The 17,666-nt window shown below is 62.9% G+C and carries 15 protein-coding genes; 7 read left to right on the top strand and 8 right to left on the bottom strand.

All coding sequences use genetic code 11. The features are described 5' to 3' along the window. The first annotated feature begins 153 nt into the window (after positions 1 to 153). The 5 genes from C7446_RS14070 (at position 154) to C7446_RS14050 (ending at position 4,997) form a co-directional block, all read left to right on the top strand. Positions 154 to 507 (top strand): DUF488 domain-containing protein, encoded by a 354-nt coding sequence (locus tag C7446_RS14070; RefSeq protein WP_121173755.1) that lies wholly within the window; start codon positions 154 to 156, stop codon positions 505 to 507. Positions 508 to 1,137: 630 nt separating this feature from the next. After that, positions 1,138 to 2,712, top strand: a complete 1,575-nt coding sequence (narH, locus tag C7446_RS14065) for a nitrate reductase subunit beta (protein WP_121173754.1) — start codon at positions 1,138 to 1,140, stop codon at positions 2,710 to 2,712. Beyond that, the gene (gene narJ, locus C7446_RS14060; RefSeq protein ID WP_070981354.1) at positions 2,705 to 3,454 is read left to right on the top strand and encodes a nitrate reductase molybdenum cofactor assembly chaperone; all 750 of its coding nucleotides are present in this window, start codon (positions 2,705 to 2,707) and stop codon (positions 3,452 to 3,454) included. Before narH ends, narJ begins: the two co-directional genes overlap by 8 nt. A 17-nt stretch (positions 3,455 to 3,471) precedes the next feature. Further along, complete coding sequence (gene narI / locus C7446_RS14055) at positions 3,472 to 4,152, top strand: respiratory nitrate reductase subunit gamma (protein ID WP_121173753.1); 681 nt, start codon at positions 3,472 to 3,474, stop codon at positions 4,150 to 4,152. 29 nt (positions 4,153 to 4,181) lie between these two features. Further along, entirely contained in the window at positions 4,182 to 4,997 is an 816-nt protein-coding gene (locus C7446_RS14050) for a peptidylprolyl isomerase (RefSeq protein ID WP_121173752.1), read from the top strand. A gap of 146 nt (positions 4,998 to 5,143) precedes the next feature. Here C7446_RS14050 and C7446_RS14045 read toward each other — a convergent pair whose 3' ends face one another. The 6 genes from C7446_RS14045 to C7446_RS14020 form a co-directional block, all read right to left on the bottom strand. After that, the gene (locus C7446_RS14045; RefSeq protein WP_121173751.1) at positions 5,144 to 6,493 is read right to left on the bottom strand and encodes a GntP family permease; all 1,350 of its coding nucleotides are present in this window, start codon (positions 6,491 to 6,493) and stop codon (positions 5,144 to 5,146) included. A 274-nt stretch (positions 6,494 to 6,767) separates the two neighbouring features. Beyond that, positions 6,768 to 8,693, bottom strand: coding sequence for a biosynthetic arginine decarboxylase (gene speA / locus C7446_RS14040; protein WP_121173750.1), 1,926 nt, complete (start codon positions 8,691 to 8,693; stop codon positions 6,768 to 6,770). Between the two features lie 64 nt (positions 8,694 to 8,757). Further along, positions 8,758 to 9,732: an NAD-dependent epimerase/dehydratase family protein gene (locus C7446_RS14035; protein WP_121173749.1), complete on the bottom strand. Its 975-nt coding sequence runs from the start codon at positions 9,730 to 9,732 to the stop codon at positions 8,758 to 8,760. Positions 9,733 to 9,971: 239 nt separating this feature from the next. Next, positions 9,972 to 10,595, bottom strand: coding sequence for a hypothetical protein (locus tag C7446_RS14030; protein WP_147408783.1), 624 nt, complete (start codon positions 10,593 to 10,595; stop codon positions 9,972 to 9,974). Positions 10,596 to 10,726: 131 nt separating this feature from the next. Beyond that, entirely contained in the window at positions 10,727 to 11,683 is a 957-nt protein-coding gene (locus C7446_RS14025; protein ID WP_121173747.1) for a homoserine kinase, read from the bottom strand. Between the two features lie 117 nt (positions 11,684 to 11,800). Continuing rightward, complete coding sequence (locus C7446_RS14020; RefSeq protein WP_121173746.1) at positions 11,801 to 12,106, bottom strand: DUF2782 domain-containing protein; 306 nt, start codon at positions 12,104 to 12,106, stop codon at positions 11,801 to 11,803. Between the two features lie 158 nt (positions 12,107 to 12,264). Between C7446_RS14020 and polA the strand changes: the two genes are divergently transcribed. Both polA and C7446_RS14010 read left to right on the top strand, forming a co-directional pair. Continuing rightward, positions 12,265 to 15,045, top strand: coding sequence for a DNA polymerase I (gene polA / locus C7446_RS14015; protein WP_121173745.1), 2,781 nt, complete (start codon positions 12,265 to 12,267; stop codon positions 15,043 to 15,045). A 147-nt stretch (positions 15,046 to 15,192) separates the two neighbouring features. Then, positions 15,193 to 15,837 carry a hypothetical protein gene (locus tag C7446_RS14010; protein ID WP_121173744.1) on the top strand — a complete coding sequence of 215 codons (645 nt, stop codon included), beginning with the start codon at positions 15,193 to 15,195 and terminating at the stop codon, positions 15,835 to 15,837. A 69-nt stretch (positions 15,838 to 15,906) separates the two neighbouring features. On the opposite strand, the gene C7446_RS14005 is transcribed toward C7446_RS14010, so the two are convergent. Both C7446_RS14005 and C7446_RS14000 read right to left on the bottom strand, forming a co-directional pair. Continuing rightward, positions 15,907 to 16,644, bottom strand: a complete 738-nt coding sequence (locus C7446_RS14005; RefSeq protein ID WP_245977855.1) for a Crp/Fnr family transcriptional regulator — start codon at positions 16,642 to 16,644, stop codon at positions 15,907 to 15,909. A 143-nt stretch (positions 16,645 to 16,787) separates the two neighbouring features. Beyond that, positions 16,788 to 17,516 (bottom strand): Crp/Fnr family transcriptional regulator, encoded by a 729-nt coding sequence (locus tag C7446_RS14000; RefSeq protein WP_170150098.1) that lies wholly within the window; start codon positions 17,514 to 17,516, stop codon positions 16,788 to 16,790. Positions 17,517 to 17,666: the final 150 nt, after the last annotated feature.

The following is a 17,666-nucleotide window of genomic DNA, read 5'->3' as shown; positions in this document are numbered from 1 at the left end:
CGGCCCGGTCTTCAGCAGAAAGATGGCGATAGCAGTGGTTCATGGCAACACCGTACCTGATGGGTCACGTGTTGCGCTTGGTCATTGAGACCGCCTACGTTTAAAGGGTGAAGAACGTCACGCTTATCGTTCAGCAGATCACAGGCACCGATAATGAATATTCAGCTCAAGCGCATCTACGACCCATATGACAGGAATGACGGCTACCGCGTGCTGGTCGATGGCATGTGGCCAAGAGGTGTGGCGAAGGAAGACGCCCATATCGATGAGTGGTATCGCGACATTGCACCCTCGAAGGCACTGGTCAAATGGTTTGGTCATGATCGCGACCGCTGGCACGACTTTTACGAGGCCTATCGCAGGGAACTGCGCGAGAGGGATTCAACGCTGTCGCAGACGCTTCGAGAGCACGCCCGAAATGAAGGGCTGACGCTACTTTTTGCGGCGAAGGATGAAGAATGCAACAACGCCGTGGTCCTCAGGGATTTTCTGAAACGTACCCATTGAGCACTGTGTCGGGCAGCCACTGCCCGGGCCAGCCTCCGGGTTCAAGCCATAAGATCATCGACCCTGGCAGGTCGTCCGACGGCCAGACTCGAACACCGGACAGGGGACAGAGTGTTGTTCGAGTGTCACCGGTGCCGATCGCAGAATCTCCAGCATGACTGGCGAGTCCATGTTTATCCGCATGGCCACTTCCAATGAGGTTATCACTGTCGTCTCTTCGGGCATTCTCGCACTGAAGGGCAAGACCTGAAGCAGCTTGCAGGTCATGCCGGCTCAGCCATGGGTGATCAGGAAGGTGCCAGCTTTCAACTGATGGCTCATCTGACATCTCTTTGCTCAACCCTTGAAGAAGGCCCTGAAGGCAGTAAGTGAAATCATTCGGCCTTACTCCCAAAGAACCTGTTGTCCCTGCAAGTCATGGCGGAGAGACTGCTTCCCATTATCAGGTTATTGAATTAAAAGGGTTTCTTGGTGATCCTGGGAGCTATTACCAAAGAGGTAGTTCGGCGTGCTCCTGCTTTTTCGTCTTGATCTGAATCAAAACCCCTTCCGCTGCAAGCGCACATGGTGTGCCCATGAAACAGCGCGGGCCCTGACACGCCGCCCGCGCGTCAGCCGGAGACCGTGATCATGAGAATTCGCTCCCAGGTGGGCATGGTACTGAATCTCGATAAGTGCATCGGGTGCCACACCTGTTCGGTGACCTGCAAGAACGTCTGGACCAGTCGCGAGGGGGTAGAGTACGCCTGGTTCAATAACGTTGAGACCAAGCCGGGGGTCGGTTATCCGAAAGAGTGGGAGAATCAGCAGAAGTGGAAGGGCGGCTGGCTCAGGCGCCGAGATGGCAGTATCGAACCCCGTATCGGTGGGCGCTTTCGGGTATTGGCCAAACTCTTTGCCAACCCTGATCTACCCGAGATCGATGATTACTATGAACCATTCGATTTCGACTATCAGCACCTGCATCGTGCCGGTGAGAGCAAGCACCAGCCGGTGGCGCGGCCTCGCTCGCTGATCAGCGGTCAGCGTATGCAGAAGATCGAATGGGGCCCGAATTGGGAGGAGATCCTCGGCACCGAGTTTGAAAAACGCCGCCGCGACAGAAACTTCGACCGCATCCAGGCCGATATCTACGGTCAGTTTGAAAATACCTTCATGATGTATCTGCCCCGGCTGTGCGAACACTGCCTTAACCCGGCTTGTGTCGCTTCCTGCCCGAGTGGGGCGATCTACAAGCGCGAGGAAGACGGTATTGTACTGATCGATCAGGACAAGTGCCGCGGCTGGCGCATGTGCGTCTCGGGTTGCCCGTACAAGAAGATCTATTACAACTGGAAAAGCGGTAAATCCGAAAAATGCATCTTTTGCTACCCACGCATCGAATCGGGTCAGCCGACCATCTGTTCGGAAACCTGCGTGGGCCGCATTCGTTCGCTCGGTGTGTTGCTCTATGACGCCGATCGAATCGAGGAAGTTGCCTCAAGCACCGATGAGCAGGATCTCTATCATCGTCAGTGTGAGATATTTCTCGATCCACATGATCCCGAGGTGATCGCCCAGGCGCGGCGCGACGGTATTGACGATAACGTCATCAAGGCCGCTCAGGCATCGCCGGTCTACAAGATGGCCATCGATTGGCAACTGGCCTTGCCTTTGCACCCCGAGTACCGAACGTTGCCAATGGTCTGGTATGTGCCGCCACTTTCGCCGATTCAGTCCGCCTTCGATCTCGATAGCATGCCGTCAGATGGCGTGCTGCCGGATATCGAATCGCTGCGTATCCCGGTGCGCTATCTGGCCAATCTGCTTACCGCTGGTGACGAAGCGCCCGTTGTGCGGGCCCTCAGGCGTCTGATGGCAATGCGCCTGTACAAGCGCGCCCAGCAGGTCGAGGGGTATGAGGCCACCGAGATCCTGGAGGCGGTGGGGCTTACGGCAGCACAGATCGAAGAGATGTACCGTTATCTGGCGCTGGCCAATTACGAGGACCGTTTCGTGATTCCCTCCTCCCACCGCGAGCAGGCCCGTGAGGCCTTCCCGGAGCGCGGCGGCTGCGGCTTCTCCTTTGGCCAGGGGTGCAACGGGGGGGATAGCGCCGCCAGCCTGTTCGGCGGGCGCCGCCAGACGTCCACCCTGGTGAAGCCGGTCTCCTGCTACGAGCCTGAAGTGACTCACGCCGATGAGCGGGAGGATCGCCATGCGTAGCCTGATCGTTCTGGCACGGCTACTGGATTATCCCACCCTGGCGTTGCAGCAGGCAGCCGATGAAATGAGGGCGGTCATCGAAGCCGAATCCCATCTGCCGTGGGTACGGCGCCAGTCGTTGATGCAATGGATCGAGCGGATTGCCGAAAGCGACCTGCTCGATCTGCAGGCTGATTATGTGGCGCTTTTCGATCGCGGTCGCGCGACGTCTCTGCTGCTGTTCGAACACGTCCACGGTGAATCCCGTGATCGTGGTCAGGCGATGGTCGATCTGCTGGCGCAATACCGTGCGGCCGGGTTTGAACTCGACGCCCGGGAGCTGCCGGACTATCTGCCGCTCTTTCTGGAATATCTCTCCACTCGCCCCGAAGAAGTCATTGCTCAACAGCTGGGCGATATTGCCCACATCCTGGCGCGTCTGACTGCGCGGCTGGAGGAGCGGGAAGCCGATCAGGCACTGGCTACGGCGACGCTGCTGGCACTTATTGGTGCCGAGGATGAGATCACCGAGCATCAAAAGCAGGTGCGCGAGGAGAAGCGCGATGACACCCCCGCGGCCCTGGATGCGGTATGGGAAGAAGAGGCGGTGCGTTTTTCGGCCAGCTCGGATCAGGATTGCGCGGTGCGCTCCGCTGCCGGCCAGCGTCGCGCCCGACAGCGTCAGAACGAAAAAGAGCGTGCCGAGCCAGTGCGTATCATCGATCCCGCCACCTCGGTCGGCAGGGAGTCTCACTCCCACTGAGTCACAGGAGCATTATCATGCTGGACTATCTGAATACCCTGCTGTTCGGGCTTTATCCTTATCTGGCCGGCTCGGTCTTTCTGATCGGCAGTCTGGTGCGTTTTGATCATGGGCAGTACACCTGGAAAACGGGCTCCAGCCAGCTGCTGAGCAAGCGTCGCCTGCGCCTGGGAAGCAATCTTTTTCATATTGGTGTACTGGTGATCTTTTTCGGACATCTGGTGGGTCTGCTAACGCCGCACTGGGCCTATGCATGGATGATCACACCGGGACACAAGCAGATCATGGCCATCGTGGTTGGCGGGATTGCCGGAGTGATGTGTCTGGCCGGCGGGCTGATCCTGCTCCATCGACGTCTGTTCGATCCTCGTGTGCGTGCCAGCTCCAGTGTGGCGGATATCACGATTCTGTCGCTTTTAATGGTGCAGGTCACACTGGGCCTTCTGACCATTGCCTTCGCTGTGCACCACCTGGACGGTAGCGTGATGCTGCAGCTGGCCGAGTGGGCGCAATCGATTGTCTTCTTTCGTGGCGATGCGGCAGCGCATCTCTCCGAGGTTGGCGTGATCTACAAGCTTCATATCTTCGTCGGATTAACCATTATCCTGGTCTTTCCGTTTACCCGTCTGGTGCATGTCTGGAGCGCACCGCTGTGGTATGTCGGTCGCCGTTATCAACTGGTACGTCGGCGTGCTTGAAACGCAAGTCATGGTGTCAGGAAGCCCACATGGAACTGATTGAAACCCGTTCGTTACCAGCTGAACCGACGCTGTCGCTGCCTGAAGTCAGGGTGGGTGGGCGCGTACTCGAGCCCGCCATGATCGCCGCGGAAATGCAGTATCATCCTGCTGCATCGTCGCATGAAGCTCAGTTGGAGGCTGCTCGAGCATTGGTGGTGCGGGAGTTGATGGCCCGGCGTGCCGAAATGCTTGGCTTCAGGATCACCGAAGAGAATGAACAACACTGCGTGAGCCAGCTTCTGGAGTGTGAAATCGATGTGCCCGAGCCGGATGACGCAGCCTGTCGTCGTTACTTCGAGGCTAACCGCGATCGCTTTTCACAGCCGCCCCGGTATCGCGTGCGTCATATTCTGCTGCCGGCGGCGCCGGATGATCAGATGGCACGTGATCAGGCTCGGGCATTGGGTAATGAGCTGCTGGCCGAGTTGTCACACAATCCCGAACGCTTTGACGAGTTGGCGCAGCGCTATTCGGCCTGCCCCTCGAAAGAGAGCGGCGGAGCACTGGGGGAACTGCGCCCCGGTCAGACCGTACCCGAGCTCGACAACATCCTGAAGCGCCTGCCCGAAGGACTCTGCAAACGACCACTGGCCTCGCGTTATGGTTGGCATCTGGTCTCTCTCGATGAGCGTCTGGATGGCCAACCCGCTGATTTCGAAACAGTTCGGGAGCGGGTTCGCAGGGTACTCCACGAGCAGTCGACTCGACGGGCGCTGCGTCACTATCTGCTGGCACTGGCAGAGGAAATCGGTGTCGAGGGCATTTGCCTGGACGATGACGCAGCGGGCGCGTTGATGCAGTAGCCCGGCCGGCCGGTCGCTTCAGCCAGAGCTGATGGTATACCCGGCAAGCTGCCTCAACGGTATCGAAGGCGCCTGAAACGCTTTTGAAAATATCGCTGCATCAATGGTGATGACGTGCGTGCTGTGCTGCGTCTCATCATGCGTTGCTATACAAACAGGGCGATCAGCATGGCCATCACCAGGGCACTGAGGCCGATCAGTGTTTCCATGACGGTCCAGCTTTTAAGGGTGTCCTTTTCGGAAAGTCCGAGATAGCGGTTGACCAGCCAGAACCCTGAATCGTTGACGTGGCTGAGTACCGTCGAGCCGCCGCCGATGGCAATCACCATCAGGGCCGTCATCGCAGCGTCCAGCTGCAGGCTGTTCATCAGCGGCGCAATCAGTCCCGCCGCGGTAATCATCGACACGGTGGCGGAGCCCTGGATCACGCGGATCACGGCGGCAATCAGGAAGCCCAGCAGCAGCGGGGGCAGGTGGGTGCCAGCCATGGCGCTGCCGATCACGTCGCCCACGCCGGAATCCCCCAGGGTCTGCTTGAAGACCCCGCCGGCGCCGGTCACCAGGATGATGATGCCGACCGGTTCCAGCGCCCGCGTGCAGATCTCCATGACCTGCTCGCGCGGCATGGCGAACCGCCGCCGAAGCATGTAGACCGTGGCAAGCACGGTGATGATCAGTGCCGAGATGGGGTCACCGATGAAGATCAGAAAGTGGGCCAGCGCACTCTCATCGGCAAGCACGGCATTGGAGACGGTATGCAGCAGGATCAGCATCAGCGGCAGCAGGATCAGGCCGACCACCGTGCCGACGCCGGGGCTGTTCTCGCTGGCGGCCTCGCTGCTGGCACTGTGCATGTACTCGGGAATCTCGACGTGCATGCGGCGGGCGATGAAGCGCCCGAAGATGGGGCCGCACAGTACCATTACCGGCAGGCTGGTAATGAGCCCGAACAGCACCACCAGCCCCAGATCGGCCCCCAGCATGCCGCTGACGGTGATCGGCCCGGGCTGGGGCGGGATGAACTTGTGCGCCACCGAGAAGCCGGCCAGCAGCGGGATGCCGTACAGCAGCAGCGACTTGCCGGTGCGCTTTTGCAGCGCGTAGATCATCGGCACCAGAATGATGAAGCCGACATCAAAGAAGACCGGGATGCCGACCAGCAGCCCGGCAAGGCCCATGCCCCAGTGGGCGCGCTCCTCGCCCAGCCGGGCGGTAATGCTCGAGGCCAGCCGGTCGATGCCGCCGGAGACCTCCAGCATCTTGCCGAACATGCCGCCCAGACCGATGATGATCGCCACCGACCCCAGGGTACTGCCCATGCCCTTTTCAACGGTATCCATGATCTCGGCCAGCGGCATGCCGCTGCCGACGGCAACGCAGATGCTGGCAAGCAGCAGGGCGACCAGGGCGTGAATGCGCACGACCATGACCAGGATCAGCAGAACGACGATACTGGCTGCGGTCAGACCGATCAGCCAGAGGTCATGTGGCGACATGGGAACTCCTCGGGGCAAACCCGACAGGTGCATGACAGGTAATATGTAGGATGTCATACATCATGGAAGGGGCTGCCGGGCGCCGACCATTCGCCATTCGTCGAGCATCCGTGGTAACGGCGCACGGGAGCGGGAGGAAGCGCAGGCACGGGGGCGGCCGGCGCCGGTCACGCGGGTCAGCAGCATCGCCGCCGTGAGCGGCAGCACGGCCCGGGCACCGGCAAAGAGCGCTGGTTCCGGGCCGGTGACGTCATGCCATTGCTGCAGGCGGGCGCTACCGTTCCAGGTAGGTGTAGCCTTCGAGCCCCGCTTCCAGTTCCTCGAGGAACTGCTCGCGCTCGCGGCTGGTGACGTCGCTGCGGATCAGCTGACGCTGCAGGCGGGCGCGCAGCCGGTCAGGATCGAAGTTCACGTAGCGCAGCACGTTGGCGACACTGTCGCCGGTGATCGGCGTGCCGAAGCGCCACTCACCCTGGTCGTCGAGGCTGACGTCGATCGAGTCGGTGTCGCCGAACAGGTTGTGCAGATCGCCCAGGATCTCCTGATAGGCCCCCACCAGGAAGATGCCGAGCAGCTTCTCCTCGCCGTCCGTCCACTCCGGCAGTGGCAGGGTGGTTTCCACCCCCTGGCCATCGACGTAGCGCTCGATCCGCCCGTCACTGTCGCAGGTGATGTCCTGGATGACCCCGCGGCGGACGGGCGGCTGATCGAGATTGGAGAGCGGCATCACCGGGAAGATCTGGTCGATGCCCCATACATCGGGCACCGACTGGAACAGCGAAAAGTTGACGAACAGCTTGTCGGCGAGCTTCTCGTTGAGCTCGTCGAGGATCTCGCGATGGGCCCGGTTGCGCGGGTCGAGCCGGGCGCGCAGACGCCGGCTGGCGGCCGCATGCACGGCTTCGCCCTCGGCGCGTACGGCCAGTGACACATCGCCCAGCACAAAGCGGTCCTGCAGGTCGGTCATCGCCTGGTGGATATCGTGATAGTACTCCACCAGCAGGCGCGGGTCGGCGGATTCACCGAGCCACTGCCAGGTGCGCCACAGTACATCGAGCTGGGCGTCGCTGCCGACCGAGCGCTCCGGCAGGGCGTCGTCGTGGCGCTCCTCATCGATCACGTTGGTCAGCAGCACCGCGTGGTGGGCGGTCAGCGCGCGGCCGGACTCGGAGATGATGTGCGGGTGTGGCAGTCCGGTCGTCTGACAGAGCTGATGGAAGGCGCTGACCACGTTGTTGGCATATTCGTCCATCGAGTAGTTGATCGAGCAGTAGCTGCGCGAGCGGGTGCCTTCATAATCCACCCCCAGGCCACCACCGACATCGACCACTTCCACCGCCGCGCCGGCCTCGCGCAGGCTCTGGTAGAAGCGGGTGCACTCGCGCAGGCCACGCTGGATGTCGCGGATGTTGGCGATCTGCGAGCCGAGATGGAAGTGCACCAGCTGCAGGGCATCGAGCCGGCCGAGGGCCTGCATGTGATCGACCACGGCCTGCACCTGGCGGGCGGTGAGACCGAACTTGGACTTCTCGCCGCCGGTGTTCTGCCAGTTGCCCTTGCCGATCGAGGAGAGCCGGGCGCGGACGCCGATGCGCGGGGCGACACCGAGCCGGTCGGCCTCCTCGAGGATCAGCTCCAGCTCGGCGTGCTTCTCCACCACCAGATAGACCCGGTGACCGAGCTTTTCGCCCATCAGCGCCAGGCGGACGTACTCGCGATCCTTGTAGCCGTTGCAGACGATGGTCGAGGGATGTTCGGAGGAGAGTGCCAGCACCGCCATCAGCTCCGGCTTGCTGCCGGCTTCCAGCCCCACGCGGCCACGGCCGCGCTCGGGCGTGGCCAGCAGCTCCTCGACCACCCGGCGCTGCTGATTGACCTTGATCGGGTAGACCGCCGTGTAGCGGCCGTCATAGCCCTGTTCGTGCATGGCCCGGTCGAAGGCGGCGCAGAGCTGCTCGACCCGATCGTGAAGGATGTCGGTAAAGCGCACCAGCACCGGCAGACGCAGCCCGGCCTGCTGCAGGCGGCCAGCCAGTTCGGTCAGCGGCAGCGCCGGGCGCTGCTGGTCGGCAGCGTTGCCGTGCGGACGCACTACCGCCCGGCCCCGGTCGTCGATATCGAAATAACCGCTGCCCCACTGATCGATGTTCCAGGTGTGCAGCGCTTCCTGCAGGGAACGGGAGGTCTGGGAATCCGACATGGGTGCTCCGAAGGGTGTGACCTGAGCCGGGTCGCCCGGCTTCAGGGGAGTGATCTCTGGCGTATCATTCACCGATCCATTGCGGGTGGGCGTGGCACCACTCGGCAAACTGCCTGATACCTTCCTCCAGCGGAACCTGCGGAGCAAAGCCGGTGGCGTCCTGCAGCCGCGACGTATCCGCCCAGGTCCGTTCGACATCGCCGGGTTGCATCGGGCGCCAGTGTCTCTCTGCCCGGCGGCCGAGCGACTGCTCCAGCAGCTCGATGAAGGCCATCAGTTCGGTGGGCGCCCCCCGACCGATATTGTAGATGGCGTGCGCCGCGCCATGCGCGTCGGGCTCGGGAGCATGCGCGATCAGCAGGCGAATGGCTTCCACCACATCCTCGATCCAGGTGAAATCGCGCGCCATGCGGCCGTGATTGAAGACCTCGATGGGGCGCTGATTCATCAGGCTGCGAGCGAACAGCATCGGTGCCATGTCCGGCCGACCCCACGGGCCGTAGACGGTGAAAAAGCGCAGCCCGGTGACCGACATGCCGTGCAGGTCGGCATAGCTGCGCGCCATCAGCTCATTGGCGCGCTTGGTGGCGGCGTAGAGCGAGGCCGGTGTATCGACTCGATCCGCCTCGCGGAAGACCGAGGCCTCACTGCGTCCGTAGACCGAGCTCGACGAGGCATAGATCAGATGCTCGATACCATGACGGCGGCAGGTGTCGAGCACGTTGAGAAAGCCGGCCAGGTTGGCATCGCCATAGACATAGGGGTGCTCGACGCTGTGACGCACTCCGGCCTGGGCGGCGAGATGAATCACATGGGTGCAGCGTTCACGGATGAACAGGGCTTCCAGCGCCTCCCGGTCCTCGATGGCCAGGGAGTGACAGGGCGAGACGCCGAGCGCCTCGAGCCGGGCCTGCTTGTAATCGATACTGTAATAGTCGGAGAAGCTGTCGATGCCCACGACATCGATGCCCTCCTGCTGCAGGCGTCGCATCAGCCAGGCGCCGATGAACCCGGCAGCGCCCGTTACGAGCACTTTCATGGCATATCGTCTTGTCGGTTGCTGGAATTGGCGCGAATGCAGGCATCGGGCCCGGTTATCGGTCGAGTGAGCGAAAGGATACCGTCAATGAATGAACAGGGCCAATCGTGCGGGTGATGGCAGGGCAGTGAAGGCGTCCGCAAGGAGGCCGGGAGCCCTGGCAGAGAGGCGGCGAAGGCTGCGCGCCGGCGGGCCCCGGTGGCAGGCCGGAGGTGTGCAGGGCACCTCCGACATGGCCCTCAGCTCAGCAGCAGGGGCAGCGCGGCAATCACGGCACAGGCGCAGCTGCGGCGCAGGTTGACCCAGTCCGCATGCTTGAGTGCGGTGCGCCGCCACAGCGGGGCGGAGAGCACGGCCAGCAGCAGCATGAAAATGGCACCCGGGCCGAACAGCAGCACGGCCAGCGTCATCCAGAGCCCCGTTTCGACCGCGCGGCGGCAGTGGAACTCGCCACGCATCAGCGGCGCCGTGGCGGCCAGCAGGGTGCCGATGACCATGATATCGAAGGTGTCGACATCACCGGTCAGGGTTACGGCCAGCAGTGTCAGCCAGACACAGCTGGCGCGTACCGCAGTGCGCTTGATATAGCCGAAGCGGCGCATGATGCGATAGAAGGGAAAGGCGGTCAGCAGTGTCATGGCGGTGGTCAGCCAGTTGACCGCGGCCGCATCGAAGGGCGCCTCGGCGTGTTCCATGGCCTCGAACAGGGCGGTTTCACCCAGCACCTGCAGCGACAGGGCATCCGCCAGCTGGTAGAACGGCTGCCACAGGCTCAGCGCAATGACACCGAACAGGGCCAGTGACAGGCTGTCCCGGTGATTGCCCAGAACAGGCAGGGCATAGCGGCTCAGCAATCGTTGCATCACGGAGGTTTCCTCTCGGCTGTGAAGCCATTCGATCATTCGAAGTGCCTTCGGATCCCCTAGCTTGCCCTTGTTCTCTTAATGTTTCATGAAAATCGGGTGATCCTGCAGTTACCGTTGTTATCCGGGCACTACCGCGCGGCCGTCGGCAGCGGTGGCACGGGCACCTCGATGCGCTGGCGCAGCAGTCTCAGATACTCACCGGGATCCCTGGGGGTCAGGGTGTGGGCCGGCGGATCGACATGCACCACCAGCAGGCGCGACAGCCAGTAGCGCAGGGCGGTCATGCGCAGCATGACCGGCCAGACCTCCCGCTCGATGGCGGTAAAGGGCCGCTGCGCGGCATAGGCGTCGAGGATGGCGTGGTAGCGCGCTTCATGCAGCGCCGTCTGCGCGGTGGCACACCAGTCGTTGATGACGATGGCGAGATCGAACAGCAGATCGCCGGTGCAGCCGTTGTAGAAGTCGATCACCCCGCCGAGTCGTTCGCCATCGAACAGGGTGTTGTCGCGAAAGAGATCGCCGTGCAGGGCGCCCCGGGGGAGCACATGCGGGGTCAGCAGCCGGCCGAAGTCGGCAATCTGTTCATGCATCAGCTGCTGCTCGTCGGCGTCGAGATACGGCATCACCCGTTTGGCGGCCTGTTCGATCCAGCTCAGGTCGCGCGGATTGGCGCGGTTCACCGGGAAGTCGCGGGTCAGGGCGTGCATCTGCCCCAGCGTCTGGCCGATGGCGTGGCACTGGGCCTGCGTGGGCTGCTCGGGGTGCTCGCCGGGCAGCCGCGGGAAGAGCAGTGCCGGACGATCGGCCAGCCGCTGCAGGGCGATGCCCTGCCGATCGTGCAGCGGGCCCGGGACGGGCAGCTGGTGCGCCGCGAGGTGATCGAGCAGCTCGACAAAGAACGGCAGCTCGCGCTGATCGCCCTGTTCGAACAGGGTCAGCACCAGCGCATGGCGATCGGTCGTGACGAAGAAGGTGCTGTTTTCGGTACCGCCGCTTACCCCTTCAAGCCGCACCAGTCGGCCGGCATCGAAGCGTTCGAGAAAATCGGCGACCTGATCGTCGCTCAGGGGGGTAAAGACCGCCATGGGACTCCTGAAGGGCTGCTGCACGAAGGGACAAGCGCGCTACAGTGGCGCATTGCAGGGAGTCTAACACTCTCTTTACAGGGGGCTGAATGGTTACCGCAGGCTCATGACGAGCGATCACTCATCATGGCGGACCCAGTCCGGTACCGGTGGCGTGCCCTCGACGCCGGCGGCGCGCTGGAAGTTGCCGTCGCCGTCCCGGTCGATCAGCGTCACGGCCGTGTCCTCATCGACCACCTCGATGGCATAGAGCCGGTGATCGATGCGGTATTCACGAATGAGCCGGTCGGCCTCGTGATGGGTGGTGATCCGGGGCCGGGGCGTCTCATCCGCGGCGACCGGCAGTGCCGGCAGCAGGCCCAGCAGCAGGATCGGCCACGTTCGAAGGCCGGGGAAGCAGGCATGGCGAGACACGACGGGCATGACGGCACCCTCATGACGAGGTCGGAAACAGGATGGACAGGGTGGTTGAATGTTACCCGATTGTAAGCGCGGTGGCGAGTCGGGAACGGCTGCGTTTCGCCTCGTCGCGCCGGCTTGCGTATCATGTCACTCCGATTTCCCCTGATGCTGGAGTCCTCATGGCTGACGCCCCGATCGTCCTCGTTGACGGTTCCGCCTATCTCTATCGCGCCTTTCACGCCCTGCCGCCGCTGTCGACCTCCACCGGCGAGCCCACCGGCGCGGTGCGCGGCGTGGTGGCGATGCTCAAGAGCCTGATCCGGCAGTATCCGCAAAGCCCCATGGCGGTGGTCTTCGATGCCGGGGGCAGCACCTTCCGCGATGAGCTCTTCGAACAGTACAAGGCGCACCGTCCGCCGATGCCGGATGACCTGCGGGCCCAGATCGAACCGCTGCACGAGTGCGTGAAGGCACTGGGCATACCGCTTTTGTGCATCGAGGGCGTGGAAGCCGACGATGTCATCGGCACCCTGGCGCGGATGGCCACCGAGCAGGGGCGGGATGCGATCATCTCGACCGGCGACAAGGACATGGCGCAGCTGGTCAACGAGCACATCACCATGGTCAACACCATGAAGAACGAGACGCTCGATGTCGCCGGGGTGGAGGAGAAGTTCGGCATTCCACCGCGGCTGATCATCGACTATCTCGCGCTGATGGGCGACAGCGTCGACAACATCCCCGGGGTGCCGGGCGTGGGGCAGAAAACGGCACTGGCGCTGCTGACCGGCATGGGGGGCGGTCTGGAGACCATCTATGACGACCTGGAGCGCGTCACCACGCTCGGTTTTCGTGGTGCCAAAACCCTGCCGAAAAAGCTCGAGGAGAATCGCGAGCAGGCCTGGCTCTCCCATCGGCTGGCCACCATCCGGACCGACTGCGCACTGCCGGTCGGGCTCGACGAGCTGGAGATTGCCCACCCCGATCGCGAAGCGCTGATGGCGCTCTATCAGCGTCTCGAATTCAAGGGCTGGCTCAACGAGCTGCTGGAGGGCGGCAGCGAAGGCGAGCCGGCGCCCGACGTGCCGAGCGGTGATGGCGAATCCGACCGGGGGGCGATGACCAGCGAGGCCACCGCGCTGGCCAGCGAGCATCGTGACTATCAAACGCTGCTCAAGTGGTCCGAATTCGAAGCCTGGCTTGAGCGGCTGGCCGAGACCGAGGCGTTCTGCTTCGATCTCGAGACCACCAGTCTCAACTACATGGAGGCCGAGATCGTCGGCATCGGGCTGGGTCTGGTACCCGGTGAAGCGGTCTATGTGCCGGTAGCGCATGATTATCTCGATGCTCCCGAGCAGTTCGAACGCGAACGGGTGCTGACCGCGCTGCGCCCGCTGCTGGAGAACGCCGCGATCGGCAAGATCGGCCAGAACCTCAAGTACGACATCGAGGTGCTGGCGCGTTACGGCATGAGGGTTGAAGGGGCGCTGACCGATACCATGCTGGAGTCCTATGTGCTCAACTCCACGGCGACCCGGCATGACATGGACTCGCTGGCGCAGGTCTGGCTGGGGCACAGGACCATCAGCTTCGAGTCGATTGCCGGCAAGGGCGTCAAGCAGCTCACCTTCAATCAGGTTGATCTCGAGACCGCCGGCGAATATGCCTGCGAGGATATCGACGTGACGCTGCGCCTGCACGCCCACCTGCGCCCGCGACTGGAACGCGAAGGGCGGCTGGCCGAGGTGCTCGATACCCTGGAGCGGCCGCTGATACCGGTGCTGGCGCGCATGGAACGCACCGGGGTGTCGATCGATACCGCGCTGCTGGGTAGTCAGAGCCGCGAGCTCGACGAGCGCATCCGGCTGCTGGAGCGCGATGCCTTCGAGCAGGCCGGGCGAGAGTTCAATCTCGGCTCGCCCAAGCAGCTCGGCGAGATCCTGTTCAACGAGCTGAAGATCCCGGTGATCAAGAAGACCCCCAAGGGGGCACCTTCCACGGCGGAGGCGGTGCTCGAGGAACTGGCGCTGGACTACCCGCTGCCGAAGACCATCATGGAGCACCGCGGGCTGACCAAGCTGAAATCGACCTATACCGACAAGCTGCCGCAGCTGATCAATGCTGCCACCGGACGCATCCATACCAGCTATCATCAGGCGGTGACCGCCACCGGGCGGCTCTCCTCGTCGGACCCCAACCTGCAGAACATTCCGGTGCGTACCGAGCTGGGGCGCAAGATTCGCCGGGCCTTTACCGCCGAGCCGGGTTACCGGCTGGTGGCCGCGGACTATTCGCAGATCGAGCTGCGCATCATGGCGCATCTCTCCGGCGATGCCGGGCTGCTGGCCGCCTTCGCCGAGGATCGCGATATCCACACCGCCACCGCCGCCGAGGTGTTCGGCACGCCGGTCGAGCAGGTGACCGGTGAGCAGCGCCGCAGTGCCAAGGCGATCAACTTCGGGCTGATCTACGGCATGAGCTCATGGGGGCTGTCACGGCAGCTGCGCATCGAGCCGGGCCAGGCGAAGGTCTACATCGAGCGCTACTTCGAGCGCTATCCCGGCGTGGCGCGCTACATGGAACAGGTTCGGGCGCAGGCGGCGGAGGATGGCTTCGTCGAGACCGTGTCCGGCCGCCGGCTCCATGTGCCCGACATCACCAGCAGCAATCACAACCGTCGTCAGGCCGCCGAGCGCACCGCCATCAACGCGCCGATGCAGGGCACTGCCGCCGATATCATCAAGCGCGCCATGATCGATGTGGATGGCTGGCTGCAGGCGAGCGGCTTCGATGCCGTGATGGTGATGCAGGTGCACGACGAACTGATCTTCGAGGTGCGCAGCGAGCAGGCCGATGCCTTCATGCAGGAAGTGCGTCAGCGCATGCAGGAGGCCGCCCGGCTCGATGTGCCGCTGCTGGTTGAGGCCAACGCCGGCGACAACTGGGACGAGGCGCACTGAGCGGGGGCAGGATGACGTCCGGGGCTGCTCATATAACCTGCTTTAGCGCGGCTGCCAGCCGGCTTCTGTCATGCTCTTGTTGCTGAAGCACGGGCCCGGAACGATCGCGGGCCGCGGTCGTCAACACGCGAATGGCAGGGGATAGAGTTGATCAACTGGCTGGAGTTGCCGTGGCAGTGGCTGGTCGCCAACGTCAAGGTATTCAATGCGCTGACGACCTTCGTCACGCTGCTGGTCTGGGCCGGTTTCTTCCAGGTCTTTCTGCATCAGGTGCAGATCGGTCGGCGCCCCCGGTTTGTCATCAATCGCGTGCTCGGCAATCACATCAATGCCTATTTCCTGATCGGCAACATGAGCAGCGGCGAGGCCTTTGTCGACTCGATCACGGCCCGGGTCAGGACCTCGCAGGGGGTCTGGGAGCTGGATGTGACCGATGTCTTCGAAGACAATATCGTGATCGACGAGGCGGAGGGGGACCGCTCCCACCGGGCGACGCGACGGCGTACTCTCAGTCAGGGGCAGTGTCTGGCCGGCATCACCTTCAATACCCTGATCCGCCGCGCAGCCGAGGCGCACGGCGTGGAGTGGGGGGAGCGGTCGCATCCGCTGGATCATCCGGAGCTGCGGGTGGATGATGTCGAACTGCGGCTGGGCGCCTTTCATGGCGCCGAAAAGCGCTATCTGCTGGCGCGGCGGCGGTTTCTGCTGAAGAACACCGAGGGGGCATTCAGTGTTCAGCCGGAGGCCATGGTGACGCATCAGAGCAGCCGGCGTTATCGCGCGCGCCAGTAGAGCGCCACCGCCCGGGCGGTGGCCCCTTTGGTGATGGCGCCTTTGGTCATGCCGGTAGTGCGTTCGCTGCTACCGGTGACTGTCGATGATCGAGGGGATACCCAGGTAGCCTTCCGAAAAGCCGGCGAACTGCTTGAGCCGTGCCAGATCGGGAATGTCGATCTGATGGCGATAGCGGCGTGCCAGGCCTTCACTGTTGAGATGGGTAAAGGTGCGGCTGACATGCACGGTGGAGAGGCCGGTGACATCGGCCATCACTTCCTGTGACAGCGGCAGCCGGAACTGGAGCTTCATGTGGTTGTTCATGCGGCTGAGGCGTGTGTACATCTCGCACAGCAGGTGCGCGATACGGGTGGCGGCATCGCGTCGGCCCAGATTGATCATCCGCTCCACCATGATCGACTGCTGGGTGGCAGCCGCGGCGAAGATGACCCGCGTCAGCTTGCCGGACTGATCGAATACCTCTCCCAGATGGCGATAGGGAAAGCGGCAGATCGTGCAGTCGGTCACGGCCCTGACCCCGGCCTGGTGCGCCGACTGGGCAAACTCGCGCAGTCCGGCAATATCACCGGGCAGCAGGATGTCCAGGATCAGCCGGGTCCCATCCTCCAGCGTATAATAGCTGCATGCCCAGCCCTTGCTGATGACCGCCATCTCGCTGGCCTGTTCACCCTCCTGCCAGATGGTGGCCCCTCCCTGAACCTCTTCCGGCGAACGTTCGAGCGTGCCGAGCAGCTCGATCTCGCGCTCGTTGAAACTGGCGTAATGCTGAAGCTGACGCACCATGCAGCTTTCGGTATGTGACACGGCGTTCCTCCCTGAGCCCCGTGGGTGTCGAATGCCGGACAAGCGTGGCCCACACTGCCGGCTTTGCAGGCATGGCGACAGCATAATCGGTGCGTCCGGCAGATGCCGCTTAACCAGGTTATGACGCGAGCGGCGATCGCCGGTTACTGACAGAGCCTGTGCATGTCCGGATGCAGACAGGCATCGTTGAACTGGGCCTCTTCATGGAGCCGATCATAGTCGTGAATCTCCAGCGTGCGACGCTGCTTGCTGAGCAGGCCGTCGCGTTCCAGTTCGCTCAGTACCCGGCTGACATGCACATTGGTCAAACCCAGCAGGCTGGCCAGGATCTTCTGGTTGAACGGGAATTCGAAGCGCTGCTCGAGGTCGGGGGTGACCCCGGCCAGGCGCAGACGTATCTCGATGATGAAATGCGCAAGCTTCATGCGCGCACTGCAGTGCATCAGGGTGGTGAGACGCTCGTTCATGACCGCCCGCTCGCGTGCCGAATCGGCGAAGAAGGCGGCGGTCAGGGTCCGGGACTGCTCGCAGGCGGCCAGGATGTCCTGATACGGAAAGGCGCAGGCAAAACCGTCGGTGAGCATGCGCACGCCGGTGAGGTGGTGGCCGAAGGTGAAGTCGTGCAGGCCGATGATATCGCCGGGCAGGAATACCTCGAGGACCTTCATCTCGCCCCGGGGCGAGGTGCGATAGGCATAGGCCCAGCCGCTTTTCAGGGTATACAGCATGCAGGCGGTTTCGTTGATGCGCCAGAGGTGCTGATGGCGGCGCATCGGTTCCGGATGGCGCTCGAACTCTTCCAGCAGCGCCTCATCCCCGTCATCAAGGGGGAAAAAGTGGTTGAAGTGTCTGACAATGCAGCTTCCGGTCATGAACTCTCCCTGACGTGCCTGAAGCGATACATCGACCGTTCGTTTCCGGCTGTGGCAGTGGCATCGTGCCGTGGCGCTCCCTGCCGGCCTGCAGGATGCCATCGATACAAGATGGCGCAGGGGCACATGAGCGTCCATCGACCGCTTCGG

The sequence above is a fragment of the Kushneria sinocarnis genome, from assembly GCF_003633775.1.
Lineage (GTDB): Bacteria > Pseudomonadota > Gammaproteobacteria > Pseudomonadales > Halomonadaceae > Kushneria > Kushneria sinocarnis.
The sequence above is the reverse complement of the archived record's forward strand: the minus strand, read 5'-3'. Positions and strand labels throughout refer to the sequence as shown.